17 protein-coding genes are annotated in these 14,558 nt (G+C 61.1%); 8 read left to right on the forward strand and 9 right to left on the reverse strand.

The genetic code is table 11. The features are described from left to right. Positions 1-4 precede the first annotated feature (4 nt). From OXH74_RS17710 to thpR, 3 genes are all read right to left on the reverse strand, one after another. Positions 5-1,021 (reverse strand): lipase secretion chaperone, encoded by a 1,017-nt coding sequence (locus tag OXH74_RS17710; RefSeq protein ID WP_375738143.1) that lies wholly within the window; start codon positions 1,019-1,021, stop codon positions 5-7. 52 nt (positions 1,022-1,073) lie between these two features. Next, positions 1,074-2,018 (reverse strand): triacylglycerol lipase, encoded by a 945-nt coding sequence (locus OXH74_RS17715; protein WP_375738144.1) that lies wholly within the window; start codon positions 2,016-2,018, stop codon positions 1,074-1,076. A gap of 202 nt (positions 2,019-2,220) precedes the next feature. Beyond that, positions 2,221-2,751, reverse strand: a complete 531-nt coding sequence (gene thpR / locus OXH74_RS17720) for an RNA 2',3'-cyclic phosphodiesterase (RefSeq protein WP_375738145.1) — start codon at positions 2,749-2,751, stop codon at positions 2,221-2,223. A 196-nt stretch (positions 2,752-2,947) separates the two neighbouring features. Between thpR and OXH74_RS17725 the strand changes: the two genes are divergently transcribed. Next, on the forward strand, positions 2,948-3,256 hold the full coding sequence (locus OXH74_RS17725) for a class I SAM-dependent methyltransferase (RefSeq protein WP_375738146.1): 309 nt from the start codon (positions 2,948-2,950) through the stop codon (positions 3,254-3,256). A gap of 6 nt (positions 3,257-3,262) precedes the next feature. On the opposite strand, the gene greB is transcribed toward OXH74_RS17725, so the two are convergent. Genes greB through OXH74_RS17740 form a run of 3 tightly spaced genes read right to left on the reverse strand, consistent with a single transcriptional unit; the run spans position 3,263 to position 6,982 of the window. After that, a complete protein-coding gene (gene greB / locus OXH74_RS17730) occupies positions 3,263-3,760 on the reverse strand; it encodes a transcription elongation factor GreB (protein WP_375738147.1) in 498 nt (165 codons plus the stop codon). Positions 3,761-3,794: 34 nt separating this feature from the next. Beyond that, on the reverse strand, positions 3,795-6,299 hold the full coding sequence (locus OXH74_RS17735) for an ABC transporter permease (protein WP_375738148.1): 2,505 nt from the start codon (positions 6,297-6,299) through the stop codon (positions 3,795-3,797). Then, positions 6,299-6,982, reverse strand: a complete 684-nt coding sequence (locus OXH74_RS17740) for an ABC transporter ATP-binding protein (RefSeq protein ID WP_215369525.1) — start codon at positions 6,980-6,982, stop codon at positions 6,299-6,301. The genes OXH74_RS17735 and OXH74_RS17740 overlap by 1 nt, the downstream gene beginning before the upstream one ends. 10 nt (positions 6,983-6,992) lie before the next feature. Between OXH74_RS17740 and OXH74_RS17745 the strand changes: the two genes are divergently transcribed. The 3 genes from OXH74_RS17745 (at position 6,993) to OXH74_RS17755 (ending at position 8,972) form a co-directional block, all read left to right on the forward strand. After that, a complete protein-coding gene (locus OXH74_RS17745; RefSeq protein WP_375738149.1) occupies positions 6,993-7,598 on the forward strand; it encodes an arylesterase in 606 nt (201 codons plus the stop codon). Positions 7,599-7,654: 56 nt separating this feature from the next. Then, entirely contained in the window at positions 7,655-7,936 is a 282-nt protein-coding gene (locus OXH74_RS17750) for a hypothetical protein (protein WP_215369530.1), read from the forward strand. Positions 7,937-8,009: 73 nt separating this feature from the next. Further along, positions 8,010-8,972 carry a L,D-transpeptidase family protein gene (locus OXH74_RS17755; protein ID WP_375738150.1) on the forward strand — a complete coding sequence of 321 codons (963 nt, stop codon included), beginning with the start codon at positions 8,010-8,012 and terminating at the stop codon, positions 8,970-8,972. Positions 8,973-9,248: 276 nt separating this feature from the next. On the opposite strand, the gene oprI is transcribed toward OXH74_RS17755, so the two are convergent. Then, the gene (oprI, locus tag OXH74_RS17760) at positions 9,249-9,500 is read right to left on the reverse strand and encodes an outer membrane lipoprotei OprI (protein ID WP_215369536.1); all 252 of its coding nucleotides are present in this window, start codon (positions 9,498-9,500) and stop codon (positions 9,249-9,251) included. 427 nt (positions 9,501-9,927) lie between these two features. Here oprI and OXH74_RS17765 point away from each other — a divergent pair, with 427 nt between their 5' ends. Beyond that, entirely contained in the window at positions 9,928-11,199 is a 1,272-nt protein-coding gene (locus OXH74_RS17765; protein ID WP_375738151.1) for a hypothetical protein, read from the forward strand. 19 nt (positions 11,200-11,218) lie between these two features. Beyond that, positions 11,219-11,503, forward strand: coding sequence for a GNAT family N-acetyltransferase (locus OXH74_RS17770; protein ID WP_375738152.1), 285 nt, complete (start codon positions 11,219-11,221; stop codon positions 11,501-11,503). Positions 11,504-11,567: 64 nt separating this feature from the next. Here OXH74_RS17770 and OXH74_RS17775 read toward each other — a convergent pair whose 3' ends face one another. Then, the gene (locus OXH74_RS17775) at positions 11,568-12,644 is read right to left on the reverse strand and encodes a 3-deoxy-7-phosphoheptulonate synthase (protein WP_375738153.1); all 1,077 of its coding nucleotides are present in this window, start codon (positions 12,642-12,644) and stop codon (positions 11,568-11,570) included. 165 nt (positions 12,645-12,809) lie between these two features. Then, complete coding sequence (locus OXH74_RS17780; protein ID WP_375738154.1) at positions 12,810-13,220, reverse strand: PilZ domain-containing protein; 411 nt, start codon at positions 13,218-13,220, stop codon at positions 12,810-12,812. On the opposite strand from OXH74_RS17780, the gene OXH74_RS17785 reads away from it, so the two are divergent. Continuing rightward, the gene (locus OXH74_RS17785; RefSeq protein ID WP_375738155.1) at positions 13,219-13,605 is read left to right on the forward strand and encodes a thioredoxin; all 387 of its coding nucleotides are present in this window, start codon (positions 13,219-13,221) and stop codon (positions 13,603-13,605) included. The two genes, OXH74_RS17780 and OXH74_RS17785, sit on opposite strands and share 2 nt — an antisense overlap. After that, positions 13,605-14,558: a putative 2-dehydropantoate 2-reductase gene (locus OXH74_RS17790; RefSeq protein WP_375738156.1), complete on the forward strand. Its 954-nt coding sequence runs from the start codon at positions 13,605-13,607 to the stop codon at positions 14,556-14,558. Before OXH74_RS17785 ends, OXH74_RS17790 begins: the two co-directional genes overlap by 1 nt.

Raw genomic sequence — 14,558 nt, forward strand, 5'->3', positions numbered from 1 at the left:
GTTGCTACTTGTTCGAGGTGGCCGGTTCGCTAGCCGCCCGCAGTCGCAACCGTTCTTGCGGAGTGAAGCGATCAGCTTCCAGTTGCTTGATCGCTCTGGTCTTGTCCTCCGCGCCCAAGCCCTCATTGCCTGTGATGCGGGCCTTCTCCGCGAGATATTCCTGTAGCCGGGCCTGCCAGTGCCGGCGTTGTTCGTCGAGGGCCTCGAGGCGGGTAGTGGCCTCGAGGCCTGCCAGTTGCTGGCGCAGCTGCCTAAGTTGCGCGGGCGTACCTCCGGACGCCTGTAGCTTGGCGGTCTCGGTCCGCAGTTCGGTATGCAGTTGCGTGAGCGCGACGGACTGCAACTCCTCGGGCAGGTTGCTGCGTAGCTGATCGATTGCCGCCGCTTTGGCCTCATCGCTGATTTCGCCATTTCGTTGGATGGCCAGACGTTGCAGGGTAAAGACGTTGTAGACCTCCTCGCTGGCGAAGAATGCCTCGTGCACTTCCGCACTGAAAATCCGAGCGCGCAGGGCCTGTACGGCCGATTCGCGCTGGTGAAGCATGTCGAGACCTGCTTGTTGCGGAAGGTCCCGCTCGAGTTGTACCAATTCGCGCTTGTACACCAAGTATTGGCCCAACAGGTCCAAGGCCTGACCTTCCGCGGGCTGTTCCAGATTGTCGGCGATATAGCTGCGCAGGCGCTCGACACTAGTGGCAAGCGGCTCTGCGCCCATGGCGCTGAGGAAATAGTCGAACAGGCGACGAACCTCCTCGTCTACCTGCAGGTTGCCGGCGCCATCGAGGCGGAAACCACCATCCACCTGAGTGCCCGTGAATGAAGTGGGGAGTGACTTGGGCAGTGTTTGTGGCGCATACGCCGCTGCTGATTGCGTAGAGGGGAGGGGCAAGGCGGTGGCGGGAAATGGGAGTGCTGGGGCAGCTTTTGGCTCCGGCACGTTGGAGCCCTGGGAGCCAGACTGCAGGTACACCGCCAGGCTGGTGGCAAGGGCAATGGGAAGCAGCAACAGATAATTCTTCACTGGGATTGCTCGGCACGCAGGGGGCGGGACCATTCGGCCCCGCCAGGGAGGTTCAGAGCCCGTCGTTTTTCAGTCGGTTGGCGTGCTGGCGGTAGACGCTGACCGGGTCTGTTTCAAACAGGCTCGTGAGACCTAGAGTCTGGTTGACTTCGTCAAGGTGGTTCATCCGGTAGTCGTCGCGGATGACCTTGCCCAGATGTGAGCTGCAGCGGCCCACCAGTCCATCGTTGGCTTCGCCGTTGAAGGGGAGCGATGAGGCACCCAGCAAGAGGTCGCTGACATCCAAGGCATTGGTCAGCGGGCTGGTGCCACTCCAGGAGTAGTAACGCACCCCGTTGACCTGATAGGCGCCCTCACCGCAAGCGCTGGTCGGGACACCTTGGGGGAAGCTGTCGTTGAACGCCGCCGCGCCCTGGCTGTTGAGCGACTCCAGCGAGCCTAGGGCGTTCTGCTCCAGCTCGCTGTTACTGCTTGAAAGGAAGTTGATCAACGCGCCCAGGCCATTGACGATGCCCGCCAGCAAAGCCTCTCCAGCAGAGCCGGGCGGGACCTGGCGGATGAAGTCGGCGGTGGCCGAGCCTTTGTGCGGTGAGCCGACGCTGGTTACCGAGGCTACCAGGTCTGGACGTACGGCAGCCACGTAGCGAATGGTTGGGCCACCGTGGCTGTGGCCGATGAGATTGACTTTTGCTTTGCCGCTGATCGCGACGATTTCCTCGACCTGTTGCAGCAACTCCTCTCCGCGCGCCTCGGAGGTGTTCAGCTGGCTTACCTCGGTCACGTAGACGGTGGCGCCGTCCTGCCGCAGGGCCGAGGGAATGCCATACCAGTAATCAACGCCGAGGATACTGTCGAAGCCGAGCATGCCGTGGGTCAGCACTACCGGATACTTGGTCTGGGTATAGCCGCTGGAGCCGAACCAGAAGGCGTGGGCCTGTTCGGAGGCGGCGAGTCCGGCTGCAAGGCTGAGGGCGATCAGTGTCTTGTTCTTGTTCATGTGCTCTCTCGGCTGTTGTCCATATAGGGCCTGGCGGGCGGTTGCACCGCCATTTCAGGGCGTGCGCTGCAAGCAGTGCCGAGGGCAGGAAGCGTGCCACTTTCAAGATATTGGCCTGTGCCGCTCTATCGCAGCTGTTTTCAGGATGTTAACAACCGTTCACTGAAAGATGGCGGCCAGTTCACTGTTACGGGGCGAAACGTCAGGTTGTGGTGATCGGCAATAACGGCCAGCGTCCGAGCGCTTTGTAATGGGTGCCTTTTGCAGTGTTTTCCGAGGCGAACAGGGTGAATTCGCTGATCGGCCAATCGAAGGTTGGGGGTGGGATTGCTGGCAGTGAATGACAGTGCCGGAAAAGCGTGAGGTGCGGGCGGAAAGCCCGGCTTTCCAGAGTGAACCCGGCTGCGAGCAGTGAATCCTTGAGGCGGTGCTCAAGTTCGGTGAGTTCAGTCGGTAGCTGGCTAGGGGCCAGGTAGAGGAGGCCGTTCTTCCAGCGGGCCAGGCGATCCAGGCAGAGGGTGAAGGCCTGTGGCCGCAGGCTTGCCGCAATGGCCTCGAGAATCGGGACCTGGCCGCGCGGTTGTGCGCCAAGAAAGCTCAGCGTCATGTGTAGGTTGCTTTCTGCCACGGGTTTGCCGGCATGCGGGTATTGACTGCGCCAGGCGACGATCTGCGACGCCAGTTCGGGTGAAAGGGGGAGGGCGAAAAAAAGGCGTAGGGGCGGGGTAGTCACGGGCGGCTCCGATTCTGGGTGGCTGCCTTGACAGTATTGTGCGGGCTTCTCTAGGATGTCGCCTCATGCGCCGATTTAGTCAGCTACTTGCGGGGCGCCGAAGTCTTCACGACATCGAAATACCGCTAAAACGCTGGTTCGGTGTCGCCTCTCACCGCTGCCCAGCGGGACCCGTACGAGGCGGAGACATGACACCATGACCTGTCCCCAACCCCTGATCCGCTTGGCACCCATCACCACTGGGCTGATCCAGCGCAATCCTCGCATTCTGCTCGGCGGTGCTCACCAGCCGACGCTGCTGCGTTATCTCGAAGGCTGGCCCAAGCGTTGGGGCGGTCCACGCAATTTCCTTATCCAGTTCGCCCGCGAAGGGGAGTCCCTGGAGCGCTTTGCCAGCAACAGCTTCGATCTGGCAGTGATCCAGGCTCCGGCAGCCGAGCACCTTCCCGCCGTCGTGGGTGAGCTTGTGCGCGTTGCACGCCAGGGCTTGATTACCCGTCGCTGAACGGGGTCAGGTGTACTCGATTTCTACCAGGAACCAGGTTTTCTCGCCGGTGGGCGTGTTGACCCGCACCTCTACGTCCAGCGCCTTGCCGAGCAGGGCGCGGGCAAGCGGTGAGTCGATACTGATCAGGCCTTGCTTCAAGTCGAGTTCATCCGGGCCAACGATGCGGTAGCGAGTCTGTTCGCCGTCGTCGTCCTCCAGGGTTACCCAGGCGCCGAAATAGACCTTGCCGGGATCGGCAGGTCGCTCGCGCACCACCTTGAGATTTTCCAGGCGCTTGGTAAGAAAGCGAACGCGGCTGTCGATCTCGCGCAGCATCTTCTTGCCATAGGTGTATTCGGCGTTTTCCGAGCGGTCACCCTGGGCGGCGGCCTCGCTGACGGCCTGGGTGACCTTCGGCCTGCGTACATGCCATAGCTCATGCAGCTCTTCACGCAGGCGGGCCTCGCCTTCCGGGGTGATCAATGGAGTTCCGGCGGAACGGGGCGGGCGATAGCGGCTCATGGTGATCCTGTGTCTACGAAGAGAGCGAAGCCTATCAAGCTTCCCGCAATACCGTCAGGGGGCTGGAGTTGAGTGCGCGGCGCGTGCCCAGGATTCCGGCTGCACCGATCACTAAGGCACCGATCAATGGCAGTGTCAGTAGCCAGGGGTGTGGCTGCCAATCGAGGTCGAAGGCGAATCGGTAGAGCAGGGCGCTTACCAGTTCGCAGCCTAGTGCTGCGAGCAGGCCGCTACTGGCACCGAGCAGTGCGAATTCTGCCCTGCGCGCCTGCAGCAGCAAGGCCCTTTCGGCCCCAAGGGCGCGCAGCAGTGCGCCTTGTCGAATGCGCTCGTCCAGCGTCGCCTGTAGGCCGGCGAACAGCACCGCCATGCCGGCGGCCAGGACGAATAACAGGACGAACTCCACGGCCAGGGTGACTTGGGCCAAGATGCTGCGCAGCTGGGCGAGGATCGCTTCCACCTGCAACAGAGTTACCGATGGGAAGGAGCGTGCCAGCTCAACCAGCTCGCGATCATGTTGGGGTGGCAGGTAGAAGCTGGTGAGGTAGGTGGCCGGCAGGTCGGCCAGGGTGCCTGGGGCGAAGATCATATAGAAGTTCGGCTGGAAGTTATCCCAGTCGACCTCACGCAGGCTGGTGACCTGGGCGTCGCGCTGCAGGCCGCCGACACTGAAGCTGAGTCGGTCGCCCAACTTCAGCCCGAGATTGTTGGCTAGCTTCGCCTCCACGGAAACGCCAGGTAGTCCGTCCTGGGGCTGCTCGCCCCACCAGCGCCCGGCGACCAGGCGGTTATCGCTGGGGAGTTGGGCGGCCCAGGTCAGGCTTAGGTCGCGCTGTACGGCGCGTTCGCCCTGGGAGTCTTTGCTGACCAGTTGCTTCACGGCCTCGCCGTTGATCGCCGTAAGCCGGCCCGGTACCACCGGATAAAGTGGTGCGGGGTGTGGCGACAACGCTGCAAGGCGAATGGCAAAGGCTTCCTTCTCGGCAGGTAGCACGTTCAAGGCGAAATGGTTGGGGGCATCGGCTGGTAGCTGGCTTTGCCAGGTATCAAGCAGCTCTGCGCGGAGTAGGGCAATCAATGCCATGGCTAGTAGGATCAGGCCAAATGCCAGTGACTGGCCGGCCGCTGCCAGTGGATGGCGGAGCAGCTGGCCCAGGCCGAGCCGCCAGGGCAGCGTCGCACGTGCAAGCAGTCGGCGCAGGGTCTGAAGGCCGTACAGCAGCAGTCCGCCCAGGAGCAGTGCGGCGACCAGTCCGCCGCCTAATAGCGCCAGGGTGAGTTTCAGGTCGAGGCTCAGGCGCCACATGATCAACCCCAGTGCAATCAGGGCGGCACCATAGACCATCCAGGCGCTGGGTGGCAGTGGCAGCAGGTCGCGTCTTAGCACCCGCAGTGGAGGAACCCGGCCAAGTGCGGACAACGGCGGCAGGGCGAACCCCGCGAGAGCGAGGAGACCGGTGGCGATGCCGGCCAGCGCAGGGAGCAGGCCGGCAGCGGGAATCACGGGGGGTAGGAGGCCGCCAAGCAAATGAAACAAAACCGATTGGGTCAGCCAGCCCAGGCCTGCGCCAAGACCGCAGGCCACTATCCCGAGCATGCCTAGTTGTAGCGCGTATAGGAATATCGTCTCGCGCCGCGACAGTCCAAGGCAGCGCAACAGGGCGCTGGCATCGAAACGCCGCGTGGCAAAGCGCGTCGCTGAGAGGGCGACGGCGACGCCGGAGAGTAGCACTGCGGCGAGGCTTGCAAGATTCAGATAGCGCTCCGCCCGGGCAAGTGCGCCCCCGATCTGACGATTGCCGTCGCGAGCGTCCTCCAGCCGTTGATTGGCCGCCAGGCCCGGCTCGATGCGGACCCGGTATTCGGAGAGGGCCTCGCTGGAGCCGCTCCACAGCTCTCGGAAGCGCACCCGGCTGCCGGGCTGGACGATCCCTGTGGCGTCCAGGTCGGCAAGATTGATCAGCACGCGGGGCGTGAGGCTGTAGAAGTCCCCGGCCCGATCCGGCTCGAAGGTCAGTACTCGGCTCAGGTGGAGCGATTGCTGCCCGACATCGATCCGGTCGCCCGGCTTGAGGCCAAGCGCCGTGAAGAGTCGGGCTTCCGCCCAGGCTTCGCCCGCCTTGGGGCCGCCGCCAGGCTGCTCTTCGGCATAGGGCTCTGCGGCACTCTTCAATTCCCCTCGCAAGGGATAGGCCGAATCCACCGCCTTCACGCTGGCTAGCTGGATACCGGTATCGGCTGCAATGACGCTGGAGAACTCCACCGCTTGGGCGTGGCGCAGGCCTAGTCGCTCGCCGTGCTCAACCTGTTCACGGCGTGCTTGTGAGGTACCGCTTAGTACCAGGTCGGCGCCCAGGAATTCGGTGGCCCGTAGCAGCATCGCTGCATTCAGGCGAGCGCTGAAGTAGCCGATGGCGCTGCTGGCAGCCACGGCGACAAGCAGGGAAAAGAACAGTACCCGCAGCTCACCGCAGCGAACATCCCGCAACAGTTGCCGTGTGGCCATTGCCACAAGGCGGGCCAGCGACAAGCGCCGCATCAGGGTTCCACAGCCTCGACCAGGCGGCCGGCTTCGAGGCGGATGAGGCGGTGGCATCGATGGGCGAGGCGCTCGTCGTGGGTAACCAGTACGAGGGTGGTCCCGCGCTCCAGATTGAGCTGGAACAGCAGATCGCTGATGCGCTCGCCGGTGTGGCTGTCGAGGTTGCCGGTGGGTTCGTCGGCGAACAGAATGTCGGGGTCCGCAGCAAAGGCGCGGGCAATCGCTACCCGTTGCTGTTCACCGCCGGACAGTTGACGCGGATAGTGGCTGAGGCGCTGGGCCAGGCCGACCCGATCGAGGAGGTCGCGTGCCTTCGAGCGGGCATCGCTGCGGCCCTCCAACTCCAGCGGCAGCATGACGTTTTCCAGCGCGTTGAGGCTGTCGAGCAATTGGAAGGACTGGAAAACGAACCCGACATGTTCGGCCCGAACGCGCGCGCGTTGGTCCTCGTCCAGGGTGGACAGAGGTCGACCGGCGAGGCTGATTTCCCCCGTGCTTGGCAGATCCAGCCCAGCGAGTAGACCAAGCAGGGTGGATTTGCCGGAACCGGAGCTGCCCACTATCGCCAGGCTGTCGCCTTTGCCGAGGCTGAGAGTGAGGTCATGGAGGATGGTCAGCTCGCCTTCCGCGCTGGGAACCACTTTGCTAAGGTTCCGCGCATCGATAATGCTCGCGCTCATGGAGAATCCAATGCGTGCCTGGTTGTTGGGCGGTTGCCTGGCCCTGTTGCTGCTGGCGCAGGAGACCATGGCGGGAACCTTGCTGGTAGTCGGCGATAGTATCAGCGCCGCTCTTGGGCTGGAAACCAGCCAGGGGTGGGTCTCCTTGCTGGAAAAGCGCCTCGTGGAGCAGGGGTATCAGCACCGTGTGATAAACGCCTCGATCAGCGGGGATACCAGTGCCGGCGGCCTGGCGCGGCTCCCGGCGCTGCTCGATGAATACCAGCCGAGCCTGGTGATTATCGAGTTGGGGGGCAATGATGGACTGCGGGGCCAGTCGCCTGCGCAATTGCAACAGAATCTTGCGGGGATGATCGATAACGTGCGAAGCCGCGGGGCATCAGTGCTGCTACTGGGGATGCGTTTGCCACCCAATTATGGGGCGCGCTACACCCTAGCCTTCAGCCAGGTCTATAGCGCGTTGGCGGAAGAAAAGCAGGTTTCCCTAGTGCCATTCTTTCTCGAGGGTGTCGGGGGTGTGCCCGATATGATGCAGGCCGATGGCATTCATCCCCAGGCCAAGGCTCAACCCAGGTTGCTCGACAACCTCTGGCCGACGCTGAAACCCATGCTTTGATGCTTTTCCCAATGGCGCCTTTCGGATAATGTTGCGCACCATTCCCGGAGTCCTCCATGCCGCGCCCTGCCTGGTCCCTCTTTGCCTATAAAGTGATCGAGCCTGACGAGCAGCTAGACCTGTTCGCCTGCCGCGAGGTGCGCTTGCACCTGGTTGCCCGACAACTAGCGCTCGGCGGGTTTGCTGATCGCACGCTCTGCGGAGGCTTGCTGCCGGCGCAGCCGAGATGGAGTAATCTGGAGCAGCAATCGCTTAGGGATCGACGCCTCTGCGTCAACTGCCGTTCGACCCTCGAAGCTCAACGTCACGGCCAACTGTCGGCCTGGCCTGAATCCTGAGGGCTCCCGGGGGCTGCGTCACCGGTGTACAATCCCGATTCTTTTAATCAGTGAATTTGCCAAGGATTCCCGGATGTTGCCGCGCTTTACCGCCGTCGCCCGCTCTCTGTCGTTAGCATCGCTGCTAGTGGTGGGCCCTGTCGCAGCTCTGGAGCTGCCCCTGCCGCCACCTGGTGAGGACGTCGTCGGCCAGGTCCAGGTGATCAAAGCCAAATACGAAGATACCTTTGCCGATATCGGCACCGCCAATGACCTGGGCTACCTGGAGATGGTGGCGGCCAACCCTGGTGTAGACCCCTGGTTGCCGGGCGCTGGTACCGAGGTGATCCTGCCGACGCGCTACATCCTGCCGCCTGGCCCGCGCGAAGGAATTGTCATCAACTTGGCCGAGTACCGTATGTACTACTTCCCGAAAGGGCAGAATGTGGTGCACACCTTCCCGCTGGGTATCGGTCGCGAAGGCTGGGGCTCGCCTATCGCTGCCACCAAGATCACGGCGAAAACTCCGAATCCTGCCTGGTATCCGCCCAAGTCGATTCGTGAGGAACATGCGGCAGACGGCGATCCGCTTCCGACCGTGGTGCCCGCGGGGCCGGATAATCCACTGGGGCCGTTCAAGTTCACCCTGGGCGTGCCGGGCTACCTGATCCACGGCTCGAACAAGAAGTTCGGCATTGGCATGCGTGTGAGCCATGGCTGCTTCCGCATGCTCAATAACAATGTGTTGGCCTTGGCCTCGATGGCACCGGTAGGTACCTCGGTACGCATCATCAACGAGCCCTACAAGTTCGGTGTGAGTGGCGGCAAGGTCTACCTTGAAGCCCATGCGCCGCTGGATGATCAGGGCGTTCCTTCTGTGGTCGACAAGCACACAGCGGTGATCAACACACTGCTCAAGCGCGAAGAACTGGCCAACAGCGTTCACCTCGACTGGGAGGTGGTGCGTGAGGTAGTTGCTGCGGAAGATGGTTTGCCGGTCGAGATCGCCGAATCTAATGCCGCAATGTCCGCCAGTGCTCCGGCAACCGATCTCTAACGCGTCTTGTTTGGTGTTGAGAAAGCCCGCTGTCGCGACTGCGCCAGCGGGCTTTTCTTTGAGGCGAACGAAACTATTCCCGTCTGTGGAGATTCTCGTGCGAAGAATTGGGCGGGGCTAAGTTCCCGGGGGCAACCTGGCGGCAGTGCCGAGGGTGGGGCGGCTGCGGAGGAGATTCTTGCGGCGCTGGGCCGGTCTTTGGGTGTCTTGGAAAACTGGCATCAATAAAAAAGCCGATCCAGCTCGCTGGATCGGCTCCATAACCCAGAAGGGCTATTACTTGCGGCTGGCTTTTTCCAGCATACGCAGAGCGCGCTCGTTAGCCTCGTCAGCAGTTTGCTGGGCTTTCTGAGCGGCGGCCAGAGCTTCATCAGCCTTGCGGTAGGCTTCGTCAGCACGGGCTTGAGCGCGAGCAGCTGCGTCTTCGGTAGCAGTCAGACGGGCTTCGGTTTCTTTGGAGACGCTGCTGCAACCGGTGGCCAGAACGGCGGCCAGAGCCAGAGCAGAGAATTTCAGAGCGTTGTTCATCGTGATCCCCTTAAGGTGGACATTTCCATAAAGCAATCTCCCGCGGATGGGAAATTAGCCGGCGTACATACTACCCATAACTTGTAGTAAGTAAACTCACGCTACGCAAGACAAGCACTTTTTTTTCAGTGTGTTGCGCAGTGTTCGCACAAGTTATAGGTGCGCTGGTCAAAAAGCGATCAATCTGATCGTTCTTTGATCAGGCAAAGTTGCAATTGTAGGCCACGTCCGACGTTTGCGCCCAAGTAACATGGTGGCCCTTGGTCGCTTCCCTTCTGATGCACGTGGCGTCCTGTAACTTTTCTATGACAATCGAGAAGTATCTCCGTTCATTCAAATTGAAGCCGTGGTTGCCCTTGCGATGCACTGATAAGCTTGCGCGGCCGTTGATTTCAGTCGCGGCGTGCAGACTTCAAGGACGTTTCTAATGTCGAAGATCCTCAAGTGGGGTGTGCTTTCGGCACTTGCCCTCGCATTGACCATCAAGTTGTCGTTATGGTGGTCGGTCAGAAGCGTCATGGATGACGCGATCAAGCAGCTGCCGCCGTTCATGAATATCAGCTATGGCGGCATAACTTCCTCGCTCGATGGGCGAGTTGGTCTCGAAGACCTCAGGCTCCAGTTCCCGACGCTGGGCGATGCTCTTCAGGTGAAGCATGCCGAACTGAAGTTCAATGGCTTGCGCGAGCTGCTGAGTTTCAGGGAGCGGATAGCTCAGGGTAAGTTTCCCGAGCAGATGGCGATCAGACTCCTGGGTATTACTCTGGATGTGCACGGTCCGCTGATGCAACAGCTCTACAACGTACCGATTGAACGCAGCGCTTTCACTGCGATGAGCGAGGTTGCATGCGGTCCTGTGCGGTTTATCGGGACAAGCGAGTTACTGGACATGGGTTATCGCACATTGGAGACCGATGCAGAGTTCTCCTATCTGTTCCAGCCGGGGGCGCAGAAGCTCAGTCTGAGCCTCATTTCCGACACGCGAGAGATGGGGGCGGTTCGCCTGACGATGTCACTCGCCAACCTGCCGGAAAAGCCAGAAAGGCTGCAAGTGACCCCACCTCGGCTGTCCAGCCTTGTCCTTGAGTTGAATGACAACCAGTACCAGCGCAAGGTCCAGCAATACTGTGCGAACAAGCTGGGCCAGTCAGTTGGAGATTACCGGCAAACCGCTGTGGATCAGTTCGATGCAGCGTTGCGTGGCCAAGGTATCGCCCTTGGCCAGCCGTTGTTGGATGCGTACGCCCGATACCTTGAGGAGCCGCGATCCCTGCGTATTGAGGTGTGGCCGATGGAGGGACTGGAGTGGGATGGACTGCAGTTCTTCGAGGCCAGGGATGTGGTCGCTATGCTGCGGCCGGCCGTGCTGGTGAATCAGGAGGCCGTTCAGCCGATCGAGTTTGCCTGGGGCGACTTGGGGGCGCGCAAAGAGCCTGATGCATTGGAGAAAATCAGCGTTGTGGACGACAATCCACAGTTGCCGCGTGCCTCGCCCCAATATGAGTTCGTCAAAGTCTCTGACTTGCCGAGCTACGCTGGTAAGCGATTGCAGTTCATCACCTTCGATGGCACCTACTATCAGGGTGTATTACACAAGGTGGAGAACGGAAGGGCCTATCTCAGTGTCCAATTTGGTCCGGGATCGGCTGAGATGTTCCTTAGATTGGAAAAGATCGATAAGGTACGGGTAAGGTTTTGATTGTCTTAGAGGAGTTGCGATGAGCGAGGCATTGTCCATTCACCATGACCAGGCTGGCCACCAGTTCGAGACCACCGTGGATGGTCATCGCGCATACCTGGCCTACATGGACTTGGGTAAGCAGACTTTGGACATCTATCGCACCTTCGTGCCCAACGTCCTGCGTGGGCGCGGGATTGCGGCAGCCCTGACCGAGTCAGCCCTGGAGTACGCTGAGGATCATGGATACACCGTGATTCCGTCCTGCTCCTATGTTGAGCGCTACATTGAGCGTCGCCAACGCCAGGCAGAGCGCAACATCTAAGCTGCGCATCGCGCCATAATGAAAACGCCGGGCATTGCCCGGCGTTTTCATTTTCACACCGGTTTCAGCTGCGCTGACGCTTGGGCAGTACATCCTTGAGTTTTGCATGCATGCTGCGCAGGGCTTTCTCGGTGGTGTCCCAATCGATGCACGCATCGGTAATGGAGACGCCGTACTTGAGCTCACCGAGATCTTTGGGTATGGACTGATTGCCCCAGCCCAGATGGCTTTCCACCATTAGGCCGACAATGGAGTTGTTGCCTTCGAGGATCTGGTTGGCCACGTTATCCATGACCAGCGGCTGCAGTGCCGGGTCCTTGTTGGAATTGGCGTGGCTGCAGTCGACCATGATGTTTGGGCGAATGCCGGCCTTGGTCAGCTCCTGCTCGCAGATGGCAACGCTGACGGAGTCGTAGTTGGGCTTGCCGTTGCCACCGCGCAGCACAACATGGCCGTACGGGTTGCCCTTGGTGGTGACGATGGAGACGCCACCTTCCTGGTTGATACCCAGGAAACGGTGTGGGCTGGATACGGATTGCAGCGCGTTGATGGCGACGGTCAGGCTGCCGTCGGTACCGTTCTTGAATCCGACTGCAGAGGACAGGCCGGAAGCCATTTCGCGGTGAGTCTGGGATTCGGTGGTGCGTGCGCCAATAGCCGACCAGCTGATCAGGTCCTGCAGATACTGCGGGGAGATCGGGTCAAGTGCCTCGGTCGCGGTGGGCAGACCTTTTTCGGCGAGGTCGCGCAGGAGTTGGCGACCGATGTGCAGGCCGTCCTGGATCTTGAAGGAGTCATCCAGGTAGGGGTCGTTGATCAGACCCTTCCAGCCGACGGTGGTACGCGGCTTTTCGAAGTACACGCGCATGACCAGGAACAGGGTGTCCGAGAGCTCGGCAGCCAAACCTTTGAGGCGGTCGGCATATTCGTGAGCGGCCTTGATGTCGTGGATGGAGCAGGGTCCCACCACGACGAACAGGCGATGGTCCTTGCCGTCCAGGATGTTGCGGATCACCTGGCGACCGTTGGCCACCGTGCTCAGGGCGTCATCGGTCAGGGGGATTTCGCGTTTTAGCTGCTCCGGCGTAATGAGAGTGTCATTGGAGGCAACGTTCAGGTCGTCGATCTGTAAATCAGCCATCGTGCTTTTCATCGGTTCAGGGTCGTCAGGTCACGGGTGCCGGTCGCCAGCGATCCCCGTGTGGCGGAACGCAGCTGTTTGAACGCGGCGGGGAGGGGAACCTTACCGCTTTCCACGCAGGCTCCACAATGGTGAATGGTAGCGCAGACACGGAAATTGCCGGGCCTAGACGGGGAAGAAGTCCGACGCGTGCGCATCAACCCATTCGCGAGCGACAGCCTCGACGGGCAAGGGGTGGCCCACCTCGGCCTCTCGCTGCTTGCGGTAATGCTCGATATGGCAGACCTGCTCCACCATGCGCGCGCGGAAAAAGCTCTCTTCGCTGATGAAGCTGATGCCGATCAGATAGTCCTCCAACTGTTTTCGGCACCACGCCACGATGCCCGTCAGGTGCGCGTGATCCCCGAGCAGGGGGATCTGCAGTTCAATGGCCGTACCCCGGCGGAATGCCCGTGTGGAGTTGCATGCCACCCCGCCGAAGCTGATATCGTGCAGCCGCTGCAAAGGTTGGGAGCCGTTTTTGCTCCGGACCAGTTCTACCGGCATATCGGTGGGATGACGCAGGAATTGACGCATGTTCGCAAACCCCCGGTGCCATGAATCTGGCATCGCTGAGATCAGTATAGTGACCGAGCTGGAGCTGAGTGACCTGGATGCGGATCGTCACCTGCTTGACCTTCCGGGAACGTCCTTGTTGATCTTTACCACTGTGGGGTGCGCCAGCTGCCGCTGGGCGCGCCGCGAATTGCCGCGTGTGTTACTGCCTGTCGAGCGTTTGTGCTGGATCGACGCGGGGATAAGTGGCGGCCTGGTGCAGCGGTATGAGGTATTCCATCTGCCCGCGATGTTTGTGGTGCGGGATGGCCAATTTCATGGCGCGTTGCGGTCGAGCCTGTACCGCGATGATTTAATTCAAGCGCTGGATCGGGTGCTGTCCCGACCGGCAGAGGAGCTTCCTTGATGACTACAGGTAAACCGCGCATCGGCATCATTGGTACCGGTGCTATCGGCGGTTTTTATGGCTTGATGCTGGCGCGTGCCGGCTTTGATGTACATTTTCTGCTGCGAAGCGAGTTCCCCGCCGTCTCCGCCCGTGGCTTGCAACTGAACAGCGCTGTGCATGGCGCGCAAGTGTTGCATCCGGTGCAGGCCTATCGCAGTGCGGCCGACATGCCGCCTTGTGATTGGTTGCTGGTGGGGGCCAAGACCACCAGCAATACAGCCCTTGCGCCCGCTATCGTCGATGCTGCGGCTCCCGGCGCCAAAGTGCTGTTGCTGCAGAACGGCCTGGCAGTCGAAGACGAATTGCGCCCGCTGCTGCCGGACTCACTGCATCTGCTCGGCGGCCTTTGCTTCATTTGTGCGCATCGTTCAGCCCCTGGTGTGATCGAGCATCAGTCGCTCGGTGCGGTCAATCTGGGCTATCACTCCGGGCCGACGCAAGGTGATGAGGAGCGTATGGCGTTAGTCGAGGAGGGCGCCTCGCTGTTCCGCACAGCCGGCATCGATTCGTCCGCTGTGGCCAGTCTGGAGCAGGCGCGCTGGCAGAAGCTGGTCTGGAACGTGCCATACAACGGTTTGGCGGTCTTGTTGAATGCCGGGACCACCGCGCTGATGGCCAATCCTGACAGCCGCGCGCTGATCCAGGCGCTGATGCAGGAGGTCGTAGATGGCGCTGCGGCATGCGGCCATCGTGTTCCTGACAACTTCGCAGCCAAGTTGCTTGCGGGCACGGACCGGATGCCGGACTACCTGCCCAGCATGTATCACGATTTCATCCAGCATCGGCCTCTTGAGCTTCATGCCATCTACGAGGCACCGCTTGCTGCCGCGGCTGGCGTCGGGTTCGAGATGCCGCAGGTGCGAGCGCTGTACCAGGCGCTACGCTTCCTGGACGCACGTAACCACGACTGA

It is taken from the genome of Metapseudomonas boanensis, assembly GCF_042232855.1.
Classification (GTDB): domain Bacteria; phylum Pseudomonadota; class Gammaproteobacteria; order Pseudomonadales; family Pseudomonadaceae; genus Metapseudomonas; species Metapseudomonas boanensis.

Bases quoted from the DNA above. Each gene is read 5' to 3' on its own strand.
- OXH74_RS17740 (WP_215369525.1), bottom strand. From the start codon at position 6,982: ATGAGCGCGAGCATTATCGATGCGCGGAACCTTAGCAAAGTGGTTCCC.
- oprI (WP_215369536.1), bottom strand. From the start codon at position 9,500: ATGAACAACGCTCTGAAATTCTCTGCTCTGGCTCTGGCCGCCGTTCTG.
- OXH74_RS17765 (WP_375738151.1), top strand. From the start codon at position 9,928: ATGTCGAAGATCCTCAAGTGGGGTGTGCTTTCGGCACTTGCCCTCGCA.
- OXH74_RS17790 (WP_375738156.1), top strand. From the start codon at position 13,605: ATGACTACAGGTAAACCGCGCATCGGCATCATTGGTACCGGTGCTATC.
- OXH74_RS17775 (WP_375738153.1), bottom strand. From the start codon at position 12,644: ATGGCTGATTTACAGATCGACGACCTGAACGTTGCCTCCAATGACACT.
- OXH74_RS17715 (WP_375738144.1), bottom strand. From the start codon at position 2,018: ATGAACAAGAACAAGACACTGATCGCCCTCAGCCTTGCAGCCGGACTC.
- OXH74_RS17725 (WP_375738146.1), top strand. From the start codon at position 2,948: ATGACCTGTCCCCAACCCCTGATCCGCTTGGCACCCATCACCACTGGG.
- greB (WP_375738147.1), bottom strand. From the start codon at position 3,760: ATGAGCCGCTATCGCCCGCCCCGTTCCGCCGGAACTCCATTGATCACC.
- OXH74_RS17750 (WP_215369530.1), top strand. From the start codon at position 7,655: ATGCCGCGCCCTGCCTGGTCCCTCTTTGCCTATAAAGTGATCGAGCCT.
- OXH74_RS17755 (WP_375738150.1), top strand. From the start codon at position 8,010: ATGTTGCCGCGCTTTACCGCCGTCGCCCGCTCTCTGTCGTTAGCATCG.
- OXH74_RS17780 (WP_375738154.1), bottom strand. From the start codon at position 13,220: ATGCGTCAATTCCTGCGTCATCCCACCGATATGCCGGTAGAACTGGTC.
- OXH74_RS17785 (WP_375738155.1), top strand. From the start codon at position 13,219: ATGTTCGCAAACCCCCGGTGCCATGAATCTGGCATCGCTGAGATCAGT.
- OXH74_RS17745 (WP_375738149.1), top strand. From the start codon at position 6,993: ATGCGTGCCTGGTTGTTGGGCGGTTGCCTGGCCCTGTTGCTGCTGGCG.
- OXH74_RS17770 (WP_375738152.1), top strand. From the start codon at position 11,219: ATGAGCGAGGCATTGTCCATTCACCATGACCAGGCTGGCCACCAGTTC.
- OXH74_RS17735 (WP_375738148.1), bottom strand. From the start codon at position 6,299: ATGCGGCGCTTGTCGCTGGCCCGCCTTGTGGCAATGGCCACACGGCAA.